Annotated in this window: 18 protein-coding genes; 5 read left to right on the top strand and 13 right to left on the bottom strand. The window is 67.3% G+C overall.

Going from position 1 to position 17,496, the window contains the following annotated elements:
• Positions 1-23: 23 nt before the first annotated feature.
• Entirely contained in the window at positions 24-698 is a 675-nt protein-coding gene (locus B4F19_RS11555) for a TetR/AcrR family transcriptional regulator (RefSeq protein ID WP_292735066.1), read from the bottom strand.
• Between the two features lie 131 nt (positions 699-829).
• Between B4F19_RS11555 and B4F19_RS11550 the strand changes: the two genes are divergently transcribed.
• The gene (locus tag B4F19_RS11550) at positions 830-3,751 is read left to right on the top strand and encodes an MMPL family transporter (protein ID WP_292735064.1); all 2,922 of its coding nucleotides are present in this window, start codon (positions 830-832) and stop codon (positions 3,749-3,751) included.
• Positions 3,748-5,688 carry a YhgE/Pip domain-containing protein gene (locus tag B4F19_RS11545; protein ID WP_292735062.1) on the top strand — a complete coding sequence of 647 codons (1,941 nt, stop codon included), beginning with the start codon at positions 3,748-3,750 and terminating at the stop codon, positions 5,686-5,688. Before B4F19_RS11550 ends, B4F19_RS11545 begins: the two co-directional genes overlap by 4 nt.
• A gap of 353 nt (positions 5,689-6,041) precedes the next feature.
• Here the strand turns inward: B4F19_RS11545 and ccsB are convergent, their stop codons facing one another.
• From ccsB to B4F19_RS11510, 7 genes are all read right to left on the bottom strand, one after another.
• Positions 6,042-7,106 carry a c-type cytochrome biogenesis protein CcsB gene (ccsB, locus tag B4F19_RS11540; RefSeq protein WP_292735059.1) on the bottom strand — a complete coding sequence of 355 codons (1,065 nt, stop codon included), beginning with the start codon at positions 7,104-7,106 and terminating at the stop codon, positions 6,042-6,044.
• A 9-nt stretch (positions 7,107-7,115) separates the two neighbouring features.
• Positions 7,116-8,849, bottom strand: coding sequence for a cytochrome c biogenesis protein ResB (gene resB, locus B4F19_RS11535; protein ID WP_292735056.1), 1,734 nt, complete (start codon positions 8,847-8,849; stop codon positions 7,116-7,118).
• Complete coding sequence (locus B4F19_RS11530) at positions 8,830-9,585, bottom strand: cytochrome c biogenesis CcdA family protein (RefSeq protein WP_292735054.1); 756 nt, start codon at positions 9,583-9,585, stop codon at positions 8,830-8,832. The genes resB and B4F19_RS11530 overlap by 20 nt, the downstream gene beginning before the upstream one ends.
• Positions 9,582-10,202, bottom strand: coding sequence for a TlpA family protein disulfide reductase (locus tag B4F19_RS11525; protein WP_228177866.1), 621 nt, complete (start codon positions 10,200-10,202; stop codon positions 9,582-9,584). The genes B4F19_RS11530 and B4F19_RS11525 overlap by 4 nt, the downstream gene beginning before the upstream one ends.
• A gap of 1 nt (position 10,203) precedes the next feature.
• Entirely contained in the window at positions 10,204-10,833 is a 630-nt protein-coding gene (locus B4F19_RS11520) for a histidine phosphatase family protein (RefSeq protein ID WP_292735051.1), read from the bottom strand.
• Positions 10,834-10,900: 67 nt separating this feature from the next.
• Positions 10,901-11,509 carry a DedA family protein gene (locus B4F19_RS11515; RefSeq protein ID WP_375237333.1) on the bottom strand — a complete coding sequence of 203 codons (609 nt, stop codon included), beginning with the start codon at positions 11,507-11,509 and terminating at the stop codon, positions 10,901-10,903.
• A 126-nt stretch (positions 11,510-11,635) separates the two neighbouring features.
• Complete coding sequence (locus tag B4F19_RS11510) at positions 11,636-12,136, bottom strand: DUF6264 family protein (RefSeq protein ID WP_292735048.1); 501 nt, start codon at positions 12,134-12,136, stop codon at positions 11,636-11,638.
• 57 nt (positions 12,137-12,193) lie between these two features.
• On the opposite strand from B4F19_RS11510, the gene aspS reads away from it, so the two are divergent.
• Both aspS and B4F19_RS11500 read left to right on the top strand, forming a co-directional pair.
• Positions 12,194-13,537 (top strand): aspartate--tRNA(Asn) ligase, encoded by a 1,344-nt coding sequence (gene aspS, locus B4F19_RS11505; protein WP_292727561.1) that lies wholly within the window; start codon positions 12,194-12,196, stop codon positions 13,535-13,537.
• A 31-nt stretch (positions 13,538-13,568) separates the two neighbouring features.
• On the top strand, positions 13,569-14,387 hold the full coding sequence (locus tag B4F19_RS11500; protein ID WP_228177862.1) for a tyrosine-protein phosphatase: 819 nt from the start codon (positions 13,569-13,571) through the stop codon (positions 14,385-14,387).
• A 17-nt stretch (positions 14,388-14,404) separates the two neighbouring features.
• Here the strand turns inward: B4F19_RS11500 and B4F19_RS11495 are convergent, their stop codons facing one another.
• Both B4F19_RS11495 and B4F19_RS11490 read right to left on the bottom strand, forming a co-directional pair.
• A complete protein-coding gene (locus B4F19_RS11495) occupies positions 14,405-14,707 on the bottom strand; it encodes a Dabb family protein (protein ID WP_228177861.1) in 303 nt (100 codons plus the stop codon).
• On the bottom strand, positions 14,704-14,994 hold the full coding sequence (locus B4F19_RS11490; protein WP_292735045.1) for a glutaredoxin family protein: 291 nt from the start codon (positions 14,992-14,994) through the stop codon (positions 14,704-14,706). Before B4F19_RS11490 ends, B4F19_RS11495 begins: the two co-directional genes overlap by 4 nt.
• Positions 14,995-15,107: 113 nt before the next feature.
• On the opposite strand from B4F19_RS11490, the gene B4F19_RS11485 reads away from it, so the two are divergent.
• On the top strand, positions 15,108-16,394 hold the full coding sequence (locus B4F19_RS11485; protein WP_292735042.1) for a mechanosensitive ion channel family protein: 1,287 nt from the start codon (positions 15,108-15,110) through the stop codon (positions 16,392-16,394).
• 175 nt (positions 16,395-16,569) lie between these two features.
• On the opposite strand, the gene B4F19_RS11480 is transcribed toward B4F19_RS11485, so the two are convergent.
• The 3 genes from B4F19_RS11480 to B4F19_RS11470 form a co-directional block, all read right to left on the bottom strand.
• Positions 16,570-16,668: a 30S ribosomal protein bS22 gene (locus tag B4F19_RS11480; protein ID WP_003792170.1), complete on the bottom strand. Its 99-nt coding sequence runs from the start codon at positions 16,666-16,668 to the stop codon at positions 16,570-16,572.
• A 92-nt stretch (positions 16,669-16,760) separates the two neighbouring features.
• A complete protein-coding gene (locus B4F19_RS11475) occupies positions 16,761-16,952 on the bottom strand; it encodes a helix-turn-helix domain-containing protein (protein WP_195692293.1) in 192 nt (63 codons plus the stop codon).
• A gap of 111 nt (positions 16,953-17,063) precedes the next feature.
• Positions 17,064-17,471: an ArsR/SmtB family transcription factor gene (locus B4F19_RS11470; RefSeq protein ID WP_228177858.1), complete on the bottom strand. Its 408-nt coding sequence runs from the start codon at positions 17,469-17,471 to the stop codon at positions 17,064-17,066.
• Positions 17,472-17,496 lie beyond the last annotated feature (25 nt).

The following is a 17,496-nucleotide window of genomic DNA, read 5'->3' as shown; positions in this document are numbered from 1 at the left end:
GTCGCGCTGGGCCTAGCGCGCGATCAGGATGCCGCGTCGACGAGCGCGAGCGCGAGCTGTTGCGTCTGCGACTCTGCGCGTCGACGCAGCCCGTCGTCATCGATCCGCTCGATCGCTGCCGTGATGAGCGCGTCTTCCCAGACTGTCAAGACGAGGCGAGCTACGTCGCGGGCTGGGAGGCGCAGCCGCAGACCGTAGGAGGTGACAAGCGATTCGATCATCCGCTGCACCCGATCGATGAGGCTCGAAGCCCACGCAAGGTACGCCCGCGCCGTCTCGTCGTCGCGCATCGCACGCAATCGGATCTCGCTCATCAGCACAACGTCAAAGAGACCTTCTACGGTGCCATCGAGCACGCTCTGAACGAGCTCGTTCGGGGTCAGCGCGGCATCCTGGGCGCGCAAGCCATCCACCCGCTGGGAGACCGCTTCGAGCTTGCGATCGGTCACCGCGCGCACCAGCTCGAAGAACAGCTCTTCCTTTGTGGAGAAGTTGGAATAGAACGCACCGCGCGTGTATCCGGCACGTTCGCAGATCGCCTCGACCGAGGCTCCGTCGAGCCCGACTTCGGCAAACACCTCGTAGGCGGCGCGCATCAGCCGCGCTTTAGTGCGCTCGCGACCACGCGCCCCGTCAGGGGTGATGCCGTCGATCGCCTGCAGCACATGCCGGGTGGCGTCAGCGTCATCTGCCGACATCACGCCCTCCCCTCACCGGTGTTCACACCGAGCCTTCAGCCTGCTGGTCTCAGCAATCGTCTACGATACACATGCGTATCGGATACACCGGTGTATCGAGACTCCCCTTGACGACTCCCGGAGGAAGACCCGTGTCCACCGTTCTCTATGCCCTCGGACGATGGGCGTATCGGCACCCGTGGCGGGTGCTCGCGTCTTGGCTTCTCGTGCTGGTCCTCGCGGGCGGCGGAGCTGTGCTCTTCCAGCAGGGCACCGACAACACCTTCTCGATTCCCGGAACCGAGTCACAGGCGGGCCTCGAGGAGCTGCAGCGGACCTTTCCTGAAGTCTCGGGAACCAGTGCGCAGTTCATCGTCGTCGCCCCCGAGGGCATGACTGTTGAGGACGCACCGTTCCCTGAAGACATCGCCCAGACGATCGACGAGATCGAGGGCATTGACGGGGTCCTCGCCGTCAGCGACCCGTACGACGAGGCGATCTCGGGTCTCATCTCCGATGACGGATCGGCAGCCCTGGTGCGTTTCCAGTTCGAGGGACAGGCGTCGTCGGTCTCCGCGGAGACGAAGGATCAGCTCTTCGAGATCACCGACGCCCTGCAGGCTGAACTTCCGGCCGGCACCACCGTGGCCCTCGGCGGCGACCTCTTCTCCCAGTCACTGCCGACACTTTCGATCGTCGAGCTGTTCGGCGTGATCCTTGCCCTGGTCGTGCTGATCGTCACCTTCCGCTCATTCGTCGTCGCCGGGCTCCCCCTCATCACGGCGCTGCTGGGTGTCGGACTGTCGATGGCGCTCATCTTCATTTCCACGGCCTTCGCCACGATCTCGTCGACGACGCCGATGCTCGCCCTCATGCTGGGGCTTGCGGTCGGTATCGACTACGCCCTCTTCATCATTTCCCGCCAGCAGGATGCCGTCCGCGAAGGGGTGGACCCGGAGGAGGCCGCAGCCCGCGCCACCGGAACCGCGGGCTCCGCAGTCGTGTTCGCCGGCGCGACAGTGCTCATCGCGCTGATCGGCCTCTCGTTCGCGAACATCCCCTTCCTGACGACGATGGGCATCGCGGCATCCGTCGCCGTGGCGATAGCCGTTGCCATCGCCGTGACCCTCACTCCGGCCTTCCTCGGATTCGTCAAGGGCCGGGTTGCCGGGTGGCCCCGGCGCGCGCCGCGCGCCTCGCGGCGCCGACGCGGCACATCAGCCCGCGAGGATGCCGCGGCAGTTGCCACTGCCACTGCCACTGCCACTGCCACTGCCGAGGCAGCGTCAGCAGCCGATGCCGAACCCGCACCCACCATCACGCACGGAAAGAAGACGAATCCGTGGGTGAAGCTCGTGACCCGGCATCCGATCGTCACGACCGTCTCGGTGGTCGCGCTCCTCGGAGCGCTCGCGATACCGGCCGGCAGCCTCGCGCTCGCCCTTCCCAACGCCGGGATGCTGCCCGAAGACAACGAGGCGCGGCAGAGCTACGACCTTGTCGCCGAGCACTTCGGGGCCGGCGCCAACGGACCGCTCATCATGACCGGCACGATCGTCACCTCGACCGACCCGCTGACGCTCATGCAGGATCTCGGCGATGAGATCGCCACGATTCCCGGCGTGAAGGAGGTAGCGCTCGCGACCCCGAACCGCACCGCCGACACCGGGATCGTGCAGATCGTTCCCGAGACCGCACCGGATGACCCCGCCACGGCGGAGCTCGTGCGAGAGCTCAGGGCACAGCACGATCGGCTCTTGGACGAATACGGCGTCGACCTGAAGGTCACGGGCTTCACCGCGGTCGCCATCGACATCTCCGACAGACTCGGCGGGGCGCTCCTGCCCTTCGGCGTCTTCGTCGTGGGTCTCTCGCTCGTGCTGCTCACGATCGTCTTCCGATCGATCTGGGTTCCCCTCAAGGCAGCAGCGGGGTACCTCCTCTCGGTAGCTGCCGCGTTCGGTATCGTCGCGCTCGTCTTCGAGTGGGGGGTGTTCGCCGACGCCCTTCACGTGTCCAAGACCGGTCCCGTCATCAGCTTCATGCCGATCATCCTCATGGGGGTCCTTTTCGGCCTCGCAATGGATTACGAGGTCTTCCTCGTGTCGCGGATGCGCGAGGACTACGTCCACCTGCGGCGCGCTCGCGGTGGGCGAGCCGACCGCGCGACGGCGATCAGCGCCGTCCGGTCAGGATTCACGGCATCCGCCCGCGTGGTCACAGCCGCCGCGGTCATCATGTTCGCGGTGTTCGCCGCGTTCGTCCCCGAAGGCGACATCAACATCAAACCCATCGCGCTGGGCCTTGCCGCGGGTATCGCGATCGACGCGTTCCTCGTGCGCATGACCCTGGTTCCCGCGGTCATGGCGCTCCTCGGCGAAAAGGCGTGGTGGATGCCGCGATGGATGCATCGGGTGCTCCCCCACTTCGACATCGAAGGCGAAGCAGTGGAGCGGGAGCTCTCGCTGCGGGATTGGCCCGAACCGAGGACGACGGCGGCTGTCGTTGCCGAGGACCTGGCCGTGCACGCCTTCGGTTCACGACACGGAACCGACACCGACCTGTTCACCGGGGTCGGCATCCGTGTCGAATACGGCGACACCGTCGTCGTCACCGGTGACCCCCGCGCTGCCCGGGCATTCCTGATGACGATCGCGGGAAGGCTCGCGCCGACGGACGGGCGACTGCGAGTTGCCGGGCACCTGCTCCCCGAGCGCGCCGCGTGGGTGCGCTCGCACGTGGGTGTCGCGCTCCTCGCCGACACTGACGAACCCCTCACCGAACTCACACAGGCCCTGCGCGGATCGGCGCGGATCATCGTGATCGACGGCCTCGACCGACTGGAGGGAGAAGCCGTCCGAGACCAGGCGGCAGCTCTCCTGCGAGATGCGGCGCTTGTTCGCCGCGAGCGCGCCGGCGACGCGGACCCTCCCCTCACGATCCTGGCTTCGGCCCAGCACGAGGGACCGGCCCTGGGCCTGATGGCTGACGCCCACCGGCCCGACCTGCGCTCGATCACCGTGTCGACTCGATCCGATATGACAGTTTCCGCATCCGCGGAGGAGCACTCATGAGCATTCCCCTCGAACGCGCCCGCACTCGGCGGCCGATCACCTGGTTGACGATCCTCGGCGTCATCCTGCTTCCTGCCCTCATCGGCGGCATCCTTGTCGTTGCGCTCTACAACCCGACCACGCGCCTGGATGCCATGAACGCGGCCATCGTGAACGACGACGAGCCCGTCACGATCAATGGACAGACCGTGCCGCTCGGGCGGCAGCTCACGGCGGGCCTGGTCGAAGGCTCCGACGACACCGACAGCAACCTCACGTGGACGATCTCCAACGCCGAGGATGCCGCGGCAGGCCTTGCCGACGGCACCTACGCCGCGGTCGTGACGATCCCCGAGAACTTCTCGGCCGCCGCGACATCCACTCAACCTGGCGAGACGCCCGAGAAGGCAACGATCGAGGTCACCACACCCCCCGACAGCCGCATCGTGGATGACGCCATCACCGCACAGATCACCTCGACAGCGGCATCCTTGACCGGCGAGCAGATCTCGACCGCCTACCTCGAGAACGTCTTCCTCGGTTTCACGACCCTCGGTGAGCAGCTCGGTGAGGCCGCGGATGGCGCCGATCAGATCGCTGACGGGATCCAGCAGTCGGCCGACGGATCCGCCGAGCTCGCGAGCGGCATCGACCAACTCGCTTCTGGCGCGGGTGCGCTCGGTTCCGGTCTCGGGACGATCGCGAGCTCGACGTCGCAGGCGGCTGGGGGTGCAGCGCAGCTTGCTGCCGCGCAGAACCAGATCGCCGACGGGCTGGATGCGGCGCCGCTCCCTGCGGCCGCGAACACGATGTACGGCTACATGCAGTCGGCTGCCACAGGAACGGTCACTGTCGCGCAGGGCGCCGGCGCCCTCGCGCAAACACTCGGAACACTCGCCGCGACCTGTGACGGGTCGCCCTCCTACTGCCAGAGCGTTGCCTCTGCTGCCGACGCGGCCGCGACGGTCGCGCAGAATGCTGGATCCGCGGCCACCGCGGCAGGAACCGCAGCCGGCTACGGCGGGCAGGTCGTTCCGGGCATCTCGACCCTGATCTCGCAGACGAGCGGCGGCCTTCGTCAGGTCGCCGCGCAGACGCAGAGTCTCTCCGACGGTCTTACACAGCTCGCCCAGGGAACAACGCAGTCGCAGTCCGGTGCGCAGAGCCTGCAGAGCGGCGCCTCCCAGGCCGCAACCGGCGCGACAAGCCTCACCGACGGCCTGACCCAACTCGCGAGCGGAACGACCGACCTCGCCAACGGACTGCACACGGCTGTCGACCAGCTTCCGTCGTACACGGATGCCGAGGCCGCAAGCCTCGCGGAGGTCGTCGCCGATCCGGTGCAGGCCGAGGGCGTCGGATCCGACCTGTTCGGCGCCTCCGCGATTCCGCTGCTGACCGCGCTCGCGCTGTGGTTCGGCGCGCTCGGTACGTTCATCGCGCTGCGCGCGTTCCCCGCACGCACTCTCGCCTCCCGGTCGCCGTCGGCGCTTCTCGCCCTTCGCTCCTTGGCGCCGGCAGCAGCGATCGGGGCCATCCAAGGTCTGCTCGTGGCAGGGATCGTGCAGATCTCTGCGGGCTACGACTGGGGTGACTGGTCGATCTTCGCGGGTGTCAGCATCCTGGCCGGTGTCGCCTTCGCCGCCGTGAACCAGGCACTGGTTGCCGTATTCGGCGGCGCGGGCCGCTGGATCGCGGCGCTTATCGGTGTGCTCGCGGTCGCGGCCGGAATCGTGTCCACGGTGCCGGGGGTCCTCCTGGCGATCGACGGATTGATGCCGACCTCACCCGCGTATACCGCGATGCTCGGCGCGCTCACCGATTCCGGTGGTGTGGGTGCCGGGATCGCGGGCCTTGCGATCTGGGGAGGCCTCGGCCTGGTGGCGACCATCCTCGCGATAGCCAGGAAGCGAACGACATCAGCCCGCGCCATCCTCGCCTCCCCGGTCGTGAGCTAGCTAACCCACCCGCCATCACCGTTCGGTCGCGCGTTGGTGCGGGTCTCACGTCCCGACACCCGCGTCACGGCGCGACCGAAAGCTGACGAGCACCATGCGCAGCATCCGTGCGGCCTGTTCGGTCGCGCCGTGATGTGGGTCAGATCCGCGCACACCCGCGCGAAGGCGCGACCGAAGTACCTTGCCCGCCCCTGAGGGCCGCGAACGATCAGCTCAGTCGTGGCTTGGTGTGGGTCTCACGTCTCGGCACCCGGGTCAAGGCGCGACTGAAATGTCTGGCCAGCCCAGAACGAGCCGGCGCGGACTCAGCCACGGATGTCGCACCCACCCCCGGAGATCGGGAGAACCGAGCCTCAGCTCAGGCCGCTGTAGGCGTGCAGCCCCTTGAAGAACATGTTCACGATCGTGAAGTTGAAGATCACGGCAGTGAACCCGACGATCGACAGCCACGCCGATCGCGAACCGCGCCAACCGCGCGTCGCGCGGGCGTGGATGTAGCCGGCGTAGAGGACCCAGATCACGAAGGTCCACACTTCCTTCGTGTCAAAGCCCCAGTAGCGACCCCACGCGTCGTTCGCCCAGATCGATCCGGCGATCAGCGTGAACGTCCAGAACACGAAGCCCATGATCGCGAAGCGGTACGCGAGTGACTCGAGGGCCTCCGAGCCGGGAAGGGTCCGCAGGAACCCAGGGCCCGTGCGAACCGTCGCGCCGGTGCCGACCGCGGCGATCGCCCGCTGCTCGCGGCGCGCCTGCATCAGCTGTAGCACCGACAGACCGAAGGCGATGGCGAACAGCGCGGTTGCGAGCGACGCGACGAACACGTGGATGACGAGCCACACGCTCTTGAGGGGGTCAGCCAGGGGCACGACCTCGACGTAGAAGGTGAAGGGCAGCGATGCCCCACCGAGCATGAGCACAACCATGCCCGTGATGAGCGACCCGAGGAAGCGCAGGTCGTAGCGGAAGAGCACCCCGAGATAGACCGCGACGATGAGCACCGTGCCCGTCAGAGCGAACTCGTACATGTTCGACCACGGCACGTGGCCAGCGACGATCCCGCGGGTGATGACGCCGCCGACGTGGAAGAGAAACGCAAGCCACGTGAGGCTCGTCCCGATGCGCGCCCACAGCAGGCGGGTGCGACGGCCGGGCGCCGCGTTGAGGTTCTTCTCCGCTGCCAGCCCTTCGGCTCGCAACTCGTCCACGGCGGATGCAGCATCCGTTGTGGCATCCCCGGATGCCGCCCCTGCGCCGACCGAGACGAGCTCACGCTGCGCAGAGCGCTCGACGGCTACCGCGGAGCGACGGGAAAGATCGACGACGTAGGCGATGAACGCGAGCGCGTAAATCGAGATGGCGGTCCACACCAGGAGGAACGAGACCGACTCGAGGGACAACGCGGAATCGACGGGCATGGTGCCAGTTTACGTGGGCTGGCTGGCGCCGCGCCCCGCGAGGGAAGCGCCGTGTTCGCCGGCGAACCGCTCGACCGTGGCATCCAGCGTCGGGTCCTCGCCGCGCGCGAGTCCCGCGTACTCGAGCCGCACGGCAGAGCCCTGCACTGTCGCCTTCACCCACACCCGCCGGCGGGGTACGAACAGGGCAGCGAGCAGCCCCGCGACGGCGATCGAGGCGAACACCAGCACCCAGGTAGCCGCGACATCCCGGTGGATCGACAGTGAGACGAAGCGCTTGACCGGCTCTCCCGTGGGAGTGAGAGCCGAATCGTCTTCGAAGGTGATCGTGCCGCGGCCGCCCGGGATCTCGGCGGTCTCGCCCGGCAGCAACCGGATCGAGTCGACGCCGGTGTCCCCGCCCGTGAGCTGGGTCATGTCGGTCGTATCAAGCGCGTACACCGAGCGCGGGATGCCGCCATCGATACCCAGGTCTCCCTCGAACACGTTGAAGGTCAACTCCGGGTAGACCAGCGCCGGCCATCCCGAGGTCAAAGCACCGCTCTCGAGCTCCGCCACTGTCGGGTAGAAGAAGCCGACGAGTCCGAGCTGCTCGGGCAGCCCATCGGGGACCTTGACGACACCGAGCGAGGTGAGGTTGCGATCCTGTGGCAGGAACGGAACGGATGCCGAGTACACGACCTCGCCGTCGGGACCTCGAACCGTGATGGTCGGCGCGTATCCGTTGCCCATGAGGAAGATCCGATCGCCGGCGACATCCAACGGATGATTCACCCGCACCTCACCGACAGTCGGCTCCTCGCCCGCGCGTTGGGTGGTGAGGCGCGCGACGAAGTCTCCGGCCTGACCCGCCCCGCTCTCATCGGGCGCGACGTAGCTGACGCTGAACTCGTCGAGGGTCATCGCGTAGGGGACGAGAGAGTTCTCGTCGACGAAGCGCCCCGGATTGAACGAGGAGTAGTCCACGAGAGCGTTCGTGAAAGTGTCGCCCTGGATGATGACGGTCTGTCCGGTGTACGTGAATCCCCCGCCGACCCCCACGGCGATGAGCACACCCACGAGCGCCCCATGGAAGATGAGGTTCCCGGTCTCTTTCAGGTAGCCGCGCTCTGCCGAGACGCTGAAGCTCGGGGCGCCCCGACGCGCGGTGTCGTAGCGCTCGGTTCGGTAGCCGCCGCGGCGCAGTTGCTGCTCGGCGAGGGCGACAGCATCGCCTGCGTAGGCTGCGGGATCGACATCCTCCGTTTCGACCAGCGTTTCGCGGTGGGTCGAGAGCCGCTCAAGCCTGGCGGGAGTGCGCGGGGGCCTGGCGCGCAGCGCCTTCCAGTGGTGTTGGGTGCGCGGGATGACGCAGCCGATGAGCGAGATGAACAGCAGGATGTAGATGGCCGAGAACCAGGCCGACGTGTAGACATCGAACAGCTGGAGTCCGTCGAGGATCGGCGCGAGGTCCGGGTTGTCGGTGAAGTACTGACTCACGCCGTTGGGGTCGGCGCTGCGCTGAGGAACCAACGACCCGGGGATTGCCGCGATGGCCAAGAGCAGGAGCAGCAGTAGTGCCGTGCGCATGCTCGTCAGCTGGCGCCATCCCCACCGCGCCCATCCCACGGGCCCGAGCGCCGGAGATGTCACGGCATCGTCCGAAGACGGCCGACCGGCATCCGTGCTGTCTGCTGACGTATCGGCGTAGTCAGCTGGTCTGAGCGGATCGACTGTGACGTCGTCAGAGCGGGAGGGGGACACTGGCGAGCACCCCCTGGAGCGAAATCATGAGCGTCGTCCAGACGCCGGTGAGCATAAGGACCCCCAGCAGCACCAGAAGGATGCCGCCGGCGATGTTGATGACGCGAATGTGGCGCCGCAGGAAGGTGACGGCGCTGGTCGCCCAGCCGAGGCCGAGCGCGAGCAGGACGAACGGGATGCCGAGTCCGAGCGAGTAGGTGAGGCCGAGGATGGCCGCACGCCCGGGGTCGCCGAGATTCCACGACAACGAGGTGATCGCTGCGAGGGTGGGGCCGATACAGGGAGCCCACCCGAGACCGAGCGCCAGTCCCAGAAGCGGTGCCCCGATGAGGCCGATGTTGCCCCGGACCTGCGGCTTGACCGTGCGCTGCGCAAAGCCGAACAGGCCGATGAAAACAAGGCCGAGGAAGATGATCACGCCGCCGAGGATCCGGGTGATGAGATCTCCATAGCGGACGAAGAACTGGCCGAGCGCACCACCGAGGATGGTGATCGCCAAGAACACGACGGTGAAGCCTGCAATGAACAGCGCCACGCCACCCAGCAGCCTGCCGCGGCTCGGAACCGGAACGCCGTCGGCGTTGCGGGCCGACGTCACCGAGCCACCGATGAACCCGAGGTAGCCGGGCACCAGAGGCAGCACGCACGGCGAGAGGAACGACAGGAGGCCGGCCGCCAACGCGATCGGGACGGCAACCCAGAGGGCTCCCCCTCCGATCAGGTCGGTGACGTTCATCCGTTCTCCGCGAGCGTTTCCTTCACGAGAGTCGTGAGGATGGACGAGCTCGAGAGCGCGCCGATGACCCGAGCAGCGACGCGGCCTTCGGGGTCGATGACAAGCGTGACGGGGGTCGCGTTCAAGGGGGTCGCGTCCGCGAACGCGAGCTTGAGTTCGCGGTCGCCGACCGAGATGAGGCTCGGATAGCTGACGCCGTTGTCTTCGGCGAACGATCGCGCCGTCGGCGCCTCGTCGGCAGTGTTCAGACCGAGGAACGCGACATCGGCCCCGCCGACCTCCTCGTAGGCGGCCTCGAGTTCGGGCGCCTCGACGATGCACGGCGCGCATGCGGCGTACCAGAAGTTCACCACGAGCACCTGACCGCGGTAGTCATCGCTCGTCACCGTCTCGCCGGTATCGGTGACGCCCGAGAAGTTCAGCGGCGCGGAGCGTTGGTCGATGGGAATCGCGACGGCTTCCATTCCGTTCTGCGCGATGAAGCCCTTGTTGTCACCCGCCCGGTACTGGTCGGCGAGCGGATCGGCGGTGCACCCGGCGAGCACTCCGCCCACCGCGAGGGCGCCAACCAGCGCGAGAGCGACGGATGCCGACCTGCGTCCACGGCGAATCGTCACGTCACACCGCCCCGACGTCGATGGCGCCCGATGTCGCTGCGGGCTCGACATAGTCGACCTCGACCCACCCGTCGGCTGACCGCTCGAAACTCGTCACGCTCGACAGCGCGCACCGGCGGTGCCGCGGATCGTGCTGCGTCGGAAGCCCGGCAACTGCAAGGTGGGTCACCCAGATAGGGAGCTGATGGGAGACCACGACCACGTCGCCGTCGTCTGCCTCACCCCAGGCATCCGTCATCGCGGCATCCATGCGGGCGACGACCTGCGCGTAGGGCTCACCCCAGCTGGGCACCGCGGGGCGAGCGAGGTACCGCCAGTTCAGCGGGTTCATCAGGGCGCGCTTCATGCGCTTTCCCTCGAAGACGTTGGTCGGCTCGATGACGCGCTCGTCGGTGGTGGCCCGGAGGCCGAACCTGTCGATGAAGGGCTGGGCCGACTCCTGCGCCCGCTGCAGCGGGGACACGATGAGGGATGCCAGCGGGCGCTCGAGCCCGCCGATCCAGGCCGCAGCCTGCTCGGCCATCTGGCGCCCGTCGTCGCTCAGCCCGTACCCGGGGAGACGTCCGTACAGGACCCGATTCGGGTTGAAGACCTCCCCGTGACGCACGAGATGGACACGGCCAGCGGGCACTCCCCCAGTCTACGTGGGGGTTCGCTTTGCGCGGGCTGAGAGCGCTCGCTGCTCTGCGACCGAGGGCTCAGTCCGCGGAGGGCTTGGGATCCCCTGCGCGCCGGTCGGCCACAAGCGTACGGATGCGAACGACGAGGAACCACGCAATCCCGACCACTACGGCGGCGATGACGACGTACTGGAGGATGTCGGCGTACCGCTCGATCACGGGCCAGGCCTCGCCGAGGAGGAAACCGGCAAGCACGAAGATGGTGTTCCACAAGGCACTGCCTGCGACGGTCAACAGGCCGAACTTCCACAGCGGCATGCGGGTCACGCCCGCCGGGATCGAGATCAGACTGCGGAAGATCGGCACCATCCGCCCGAAGAAGACCGCCTTGCCACCGTGACGGTGAAACCACGCGACAGTGCGATCAATGTCATCCGGACGCAGTAGCGGGACCTTGGCCGCGATCGTGCGCAGTCTGTCCACGCCGAGCCAGGCGCCGATCCCGTAGAGCAGGAAGGCCCCCACTACCGAGCCGAGGGTCGTCCAGATCAGGGCCTCCGCAAGAGAGAACGACCCGCGGCTGGCCGAGAGACCCGCCATCGGCAGGATCACCTCGCTCGGCAGCGGCGGGAAGATGTTCTCGAGCGCGATCGCAAGACCTGCACCTGCGGGCCCGATGATCTCCATGAGCGAGACCGACCAGTCGATGAGGTGCGTCATCCAGGAGCCGTCTGGTGTCGCGGTGTGCACCCCACCACGGTACGGCCGCGAGGTTACAGCGGGCTGGACGCCGCCTGTGTAGGGCGGCTCGGGTCAGGTGCCCGCCCAGACCAGAACGGCACCGATCAGCCACAGCGCAACGATCAGGACGAACGCCGTGATCGGAATCCAGAACGAGATCCGGCGCAGCACGATCATGACGATCGAGCCGGCGAGCGCGACGAGGAAGACGACCCACGGGGAGAGCACCGCGACCCAGATACCGATGGTCATGACGTTGAAGTTGCACCCGGTCGCCGAGCACGAGTCCGACGCAAAGGTCAGGAACGCCCCGAAAATGGATGCCGTCACCGCCGCTGCAGCCAAGAGAAGAAACAGCACGATCGAGACGATCAGATCCGCCCAGCGCAGGGGGCGGCGCGGCTTACGCGGGCGAGGGGCGACCGGCGCCTCGGACTCTGCCGCGTCGCCCTCCGGCGCCTCGGCTGCGGCATCCGTCTCACTCGGCACGTCGGCGTGCTCGGCCCGCGGGGGATCCTGCACGCGGAACGTGCTCGGATCCATGCGGAAGACGGGCTCTTTCGGGTCGCTCACGGGCCCATCCTAGGGCGCAGGCGGTTCGCAGCGCACCGGCCCGTAGACTGGGCGCTCGTGAGTGAACGCGTCCTGGTGAACCAGCTGAAGCAACTGCCCGCGGGCTCCGTCTCCGTTTCCGGATGGGTCGAGACGGTGCGCGACCAGAAGAAGGTGCAGTTCGTCATCCTGCGCGATGAGACAGGCGCCGTCCAGTTGGTCAATCCCGCGACCCGCGAACTTCCCGAGGATGCCGACGATACGGCTCACGCGGCACTTGCGTTGACGGAGACCATCTCGGCTCTGTCGACCGGCACCTTCCTCACGGTGACCGGAGAACTCAAGCACGACGAGCGCGTCAAGCTCGGAGGTGTCGAGATCAAGATCCACACTCTCGAGATCGCCGCGGCATCCGACCCCGAGACACCCATCGCCGCCGACAGCGGGCTCGACAAGCGCATGGACTGGCGCTTCATCGATCTGCGTCAGGCCCGCAACAACCTGATCTTCCGCGTGCAGACCACCCTCGAGCACGCGATGCGCAGCTACTGGATCGAGCGCGACTACATCGAGATCCACTCCCCCAAGCTCATGTCGAGCCCCGCCGAATCGCGTGCGGAGCTGTTCCAGCTGGAGTACTTCGGAGACCAGACCGCCTACCTCGCGCAGAGCCCCCAACACTTCAAGCAGATGGCGCAGGCCGCGGGCTTTGGCAAGGTGTTCGAGATCGCCGACGCCTTCCGCGCGGACCCCAGCTTCACGAGCCGCCACGCCACCGAGTTCACCTCCATCGACGCGGAGATCAGCTGGGTCGAGTCCCACGAAGACGTCGCGCGGATGCAAGAAGAGCTGCTTCAGACCGCGATCGCCGCCGTCAAAGAGAAGCACGGCGCCGAGATCGAGGAGCTCTTCGGACTCGAGGTCACGGTTCCGACCCTGCCGTTCCCACGCATTCCGCTTGCCGAGGCCCGGTCGATCGTCGCATCCCGCGGCTACGAGATCCCCCGCGCTGACGGCGACCTCGACCCCGAGGGCGAACGCCAGCTGTCGGCGTACGTGAAGGAAACGTACGACCACGACTTCGTGTTCGTCACCGACTACCACCCCGAGATCCGGCCGTTCTACCACATGCGCGATCCCAGGACCGGGATGACCAAGAGCTACGACCTGCTCTACCGCGGCACCGAGATCACCACCGGCGCGCAGCGCGAGCACCGCGTCGAGGTCCTCGAGGCGCAGGCCACCGAGAAGGGCCTGGATGTCGCGGGGCTCGAGCACTATCTCGACTTCTTCCGCTACGGCGTTCCCCCGCACGGTGGTTTCGGGATGGGGCTCGCGCGCCTTCTCATGCTGCTGCTGGGCGAATCCTCCATCCGCGAAGTGACCTTCCTCTTCCGCGGCCCCACGCGCCTCGCGCCCTGAGCCGGTCACCGGTCACGCCTACGCTGGAGACATGACCGCGGCTTCGGCATCCGAGCTCACTCCCTCGAGCCCCGAGGGGACCCACAACTTTCGCGACGTCGGCGGTCTGCCCGTCGTGTCGGGCGATCGTACGCGCGTCGGGGTTCTCTACAGGTCGGATGCCCTGAGCGACCTGACGCCTCGCGGCCTGGATCAACTGGCCGCGAGCGACATCGAGGTCGTCATCGACTTCCGTACCGACACCGAGAGGCAGATGGCGCCCGACCGGCTTCCCGCATCGCCGCCGCCGCGCGTTGTGCAACTGGGCGTGCTCGAAGGCGCAATGGCCGGGATGGCTCAAGAGGTCATGAAGTCCGCCTCGCAAGCGAGCGACCCGGAGGCGGTATCCCGCATCATCGAACGAGCGCTAGCCCAGATCCCCTCGCTGCCGGAACTGTACGTCTCGATGCTGCAACACGGCGCGAGCGCTTTCGCCGAGACTGCCCGGGCGGTAGCGCAGTCTGAGGCAGCAGTCCTCGTCCACTGCACCGCCGGCAAGGATCGCACCGGCGTCGCGATCGCGCTGATCCTCGAGGCGGTCGGAGTCGAGCGCCCGGCGATCGTCGAGGACTATGCGTCGTCGGAGCGTAACCTCGCCGGCCCCTGGACCGAGCGCATGTTCGGGATGCTGCAGGCGATGGGCATTCCGCGCACGCCGGCTCTCGACGATCTCGTCGCCGCGACACCGCCCGCAGCGATCGTCACCGCCCTGGAGTGGGTGGATTCCACCCATGGCGGCGCGGCAGGCTACCTACGCTCAGGGGGGCTGACTGATGCCGAACTCGACGCCCTGCGGCGGCGCCTGGTCTGAGGCCGTGAGCGCCGCGCCTAGATGACGAAGTCGACGGCGTGGCGGGAAGCCACGACGCTGCGGATGTAGGCTGCCACCTCCTGGTGCGCCGGATGCACCTGGTAGGCCTCGAGTGAGTCGAGATCATCGACATCCATGATGAGCACGACGTCCGCGTTGACGTCCGGATACTCGCTGTTGGCACCGGCCGATAGCGAGCGGATCTCGGGAACGACACCGACTAGGGCGCTCAGCCGCCGCGCGACCTCGCCGGCGTGCTCGGCGCGCGTGGCAGCGTCGCCTGCAGCCATCGTCCACATGACCACGTGGCGCAGGGTCATCGTGACACCTCCTGGGCTCGCGATGCGGCATCCGCATCGCGCAGCGCGGCGGACAGCCGTGCAGCGTCCAGACGCCAATGCGCGTGCAGGTCGCCGTCGATGAGCACGACCGGGATCTTCTCCCACCACAGCTCTGAGAGGGCCGGATCGTCTTGGATCGAGAGCTCCTCGACAGTTACCGCGTCGGCCTGGTCGTCGGGGAGGTTGGCGAGGACGTGGTCGATGACGCCACGCGCGACATCGCACAGGTGGCACCCGTCGCGGCCGATGAGAGTCACTGTCGTCACGGTGCCATCGTACGGGGGCGGGATCCTCCGAGGCTCCTGTGCGCTTCGCTCCCGGTTTGCGGGCGCACCCGGTGCTCCCCGTAGCGTGGAGGAAGGCCCCGGAGGGAGAACGGATGCTTGACCTACGCCCGCACGACTGGCGGCGCGCGACGGACGTTGTCGATGCGACGACAGCGACCCTTGGACCGTGGATGACATTCGCGATCGCCGTGGTCGTCGCGGTCGTGTCAGCCCTGGTGCTGACCACGATCGTTTCGGGGATCGTCAAGCTCGCGCTTCGGCGGCGCTCATGGGGTCAGAGTTTCGTTCGCCATGCGCGGCGGCCGTTTCGCACCATCGTCCTGATCATCGCCCTGTGGATCGCGATCGATAGATTCTCCCCGCTGGGACTTGCCGGCGGGGACGCGGCAACCAACACAGCCTGGGATGCCGTCATCGACCGCGTCGCGGCGATCGGTTCTATCGCGGCTGCAGCATGGCTGCTGATCGAACTCGTGCGATTCGCCACCGAGATGGCGCTCGGCCACTACCGGATCGATGTGCCCGACAACCGCATCGCTCGACGCATCCGCACCCAGGTGCTGATCCTGCGCCGCGTGGCCGTGGTGATCATCGTGATCATCGCCATCGGTGCGGCGCTGCTCACCTTCCCCGCGATCCAGGCGTTCGGAGCCAGCGTGCTGGCATCCGCCGGGATCGCCTCCATCGTCGCCGGTCTTGCCGCACAGTCCGTGCTCGCGAACATGTTCGCCGGCATCCAGTTGGTCTTCAGCGAGGCCCTGCGGGTCGATGATGTCGTCGTCGCCGAGGGCCAGTGGGGCCGCGTCGGCGAGATCACCCTGAGCTACGTCGTGCTCGACCTGTGGGATGATCGCCGCCTCGTGCTGCCGTGCACGTACTTCACCACGACGCCGTTCGAGAACTGGACACGCAAGGGCAGCGAGCTGCTGGGAGCTGTCGAGCTCGACGTGGACTGGCGCATCTCCACCGCCCGCATGCGCGAGCACCTGCAGCGCGTCGTCGGCGAGACCGAGTTGTGGGACGGGCGCACGGCAGTGCTTCAGGTGACAGAAGCCACCGGCGGAATGGTGCGGGTCCGCATCCTGGTCACCGCTGCGAACGCGGGAACGCTCTTCGACCTGCGGTGCCTGGTGCGCGAAGAGATGGTCGCCTGGGTGCGCCGCACGAATCCCGACGCCCTTCCGGTGAAGCGCGTCTTGGTCACGCAGCCTGCCGAGGAGACCGAAGCCGAGGGAACGAACACCGGCGCCGTGGAAGGTCTGTTCTCGGGGAGCGCGCAGGGAGAGGCCCGTGCCGCCCAGTACACCAACGCGATTCCGGTGCAGGATGACGGTCCCGACGAGGACTCGGAGGACGCCCGCAGCGGGTCGCCGAAGTAGGAGAAATCAGCAAGGTAGGACGATTCAGCCGCGAATCGGCCGACCTCGACGAAAAGTCCTACCTCGGTGCGGTCCTCAGCGCGGGCGTGCGCGGGCGAACGGATGCCGTCAGCGGCGTGAGCACAAACACGAAGCGCCCGTCCAGTGGACAGGCGCTTGGTGTGGCTGCCGCAACTTACTTCTTGTTGCGGCGCTGGTGGCGAGTCTTGCGAAGCAGCTTGCGGTGCTTCTTCTTCGCCATGCGCTTGCGGCGCTTCTTGATGACAGAACCCACGGAAAACCTCACAATGTCGGGGTCTGGGCGTCGAACGCGGCGTGCGTTCTCGCCCGGGAACGGGCATGAATGGAAAAATGCCTCGGATCAGTCTAGCCGACGTCGGCGATGGGCCGCTGAAGGGCGGCTGTCACCGCGGACTCCGGCACGCGATAGCTGCGTCCGAACCGAACAGCCGGCAGCTCGCCACTGTGCACCAGCCGGTAGACGGTCATCTTCGATACCCGCATCAGGTCGGCGACTTCCGCGACCGTCAGGAAGCGCACGTCTGGCAGCTCTGCCATGGCCTCCCCTTCCAATGCCCAGCCCGCCGGCATCACAAACCGGCGGTAGCGAACACTCTAGAGCCTGCGCGAGACGCGTGTAAACCGGTGTGACCCGTGTGACGTGAGTGGTTACCGGCCAGGAAGCTTCCGCCAGGCGTTGGTGACGGCGTACCGGGCGGATGCCGCGGCGCGGCCCACCGCCTCGGCCGCGTGCGCCGCCGACTCCGACAGCGCCGCCGGCAGCTCGATCTCGAGGTCATCTTCGGTCGTCAGGAACGGCACCAGCCAATCGTCGACTTCGTCGAGGGGTTCGGGTGACAGGCTGTAGTAGCGGTGCTGCCCTTCCTCCCGAACCGACACGAGGTGGGCATCCCGCAGCACCTTGAGGTGCTTGGAGACCGTGGGTTGGCTGACCCCGAGCTCGCTCACGATCTGGGACACACTCGTGCCCGAGTCGGACTCGGACTCGCGGTCGAGCAACAGCCGCAGGATGTCGCGCCGAGTACCGTCTGCGATCACGTCGAAGATGTCCGCCATGTGTTCAGGGTAGTCGCGTGCGCGC

This window comes from Microbacterium sp. UBA1097 (assembly GCF_002313585.1).
GTDB lineage: Bacteria > Actinomycetota > Actinomycetes > Actinomycetales > Microbacteriaceae > Microbacterium.
Note: the sequence above shows the minus strand (reverse complement) of the source record. Positions and strands in the feature narration are given on the sequence as shown.

Coding starts and splice junctions, on each gene's coding strand:
- ccsB (WP_292735059.1), bottom strand. CDS start 7,106: ATGCCCGTCGATTCCGCGTTGTCCCTCGAGTCGGTCTCGTTCCTCCTG.
- B4F19_RS11530 (WP_292735054.1), bottom strand. CDS start 9,585: ATGAACGTCACCGACCTGATCGGAGGGGGAGCCCTCTGGGTTGCCGTC.
- B4F19_RS11485 (WP_292735042.1), top strand. CDS start 15,108: ATGCTTGACCTACGCCCGCACGACTGGCGGCGCGCGACGGACGTTGTC.
- B4F19_RS11515 (WP_375237333.1), bottom strand. CDS start 11,509: ATGGAGATCATCGGGCCCGCAGGTGCAGGTCTTGCGATCGCGCTCGAG.
- B4F19_RS11470 (WP_228177858.1), bottom strand. CDS start 17,471: ATGGCGGACATCTTCGACGTGATCGCAGACGGTACTCGGCGCGACATC.
- B4F19_RS11500 (WP_228177862.1), top strand. CDS start 13,569: ATGACCGCGGCTTCGGCATCCGAGCTCACTCCCTCGAGCCCCGAGGGG.
- B4F19_RS11545 (WP_292735062.1), top strand. CDS start 3,748: ATGAGCATTCCCCTCGAACGCGCCCGCACTCGGCGGCCGATCACCTGG.
- B4F19_RS11475 (WP_195692293.1), bottom strand. CDS start 16,952: ATGGCAGAGCTGCCAGACGTGCGCTTCCTGACGGTCGCGGAAGTCGCC.
- B4F19_RS11555 (WP_292735066.1), bottom strand. CDS start 698: ATGTCGGCAGATGACGCTGACGCCACCCGGCATGTGCTGCAGGCGATC.
- B4F19_RS11495 (WP_228177861.1), bottom strand. CDS start 14,707: ATGACCCTGCGCCACGTGGTCATGTGGACGATGGCTGCAGGCGACGCT.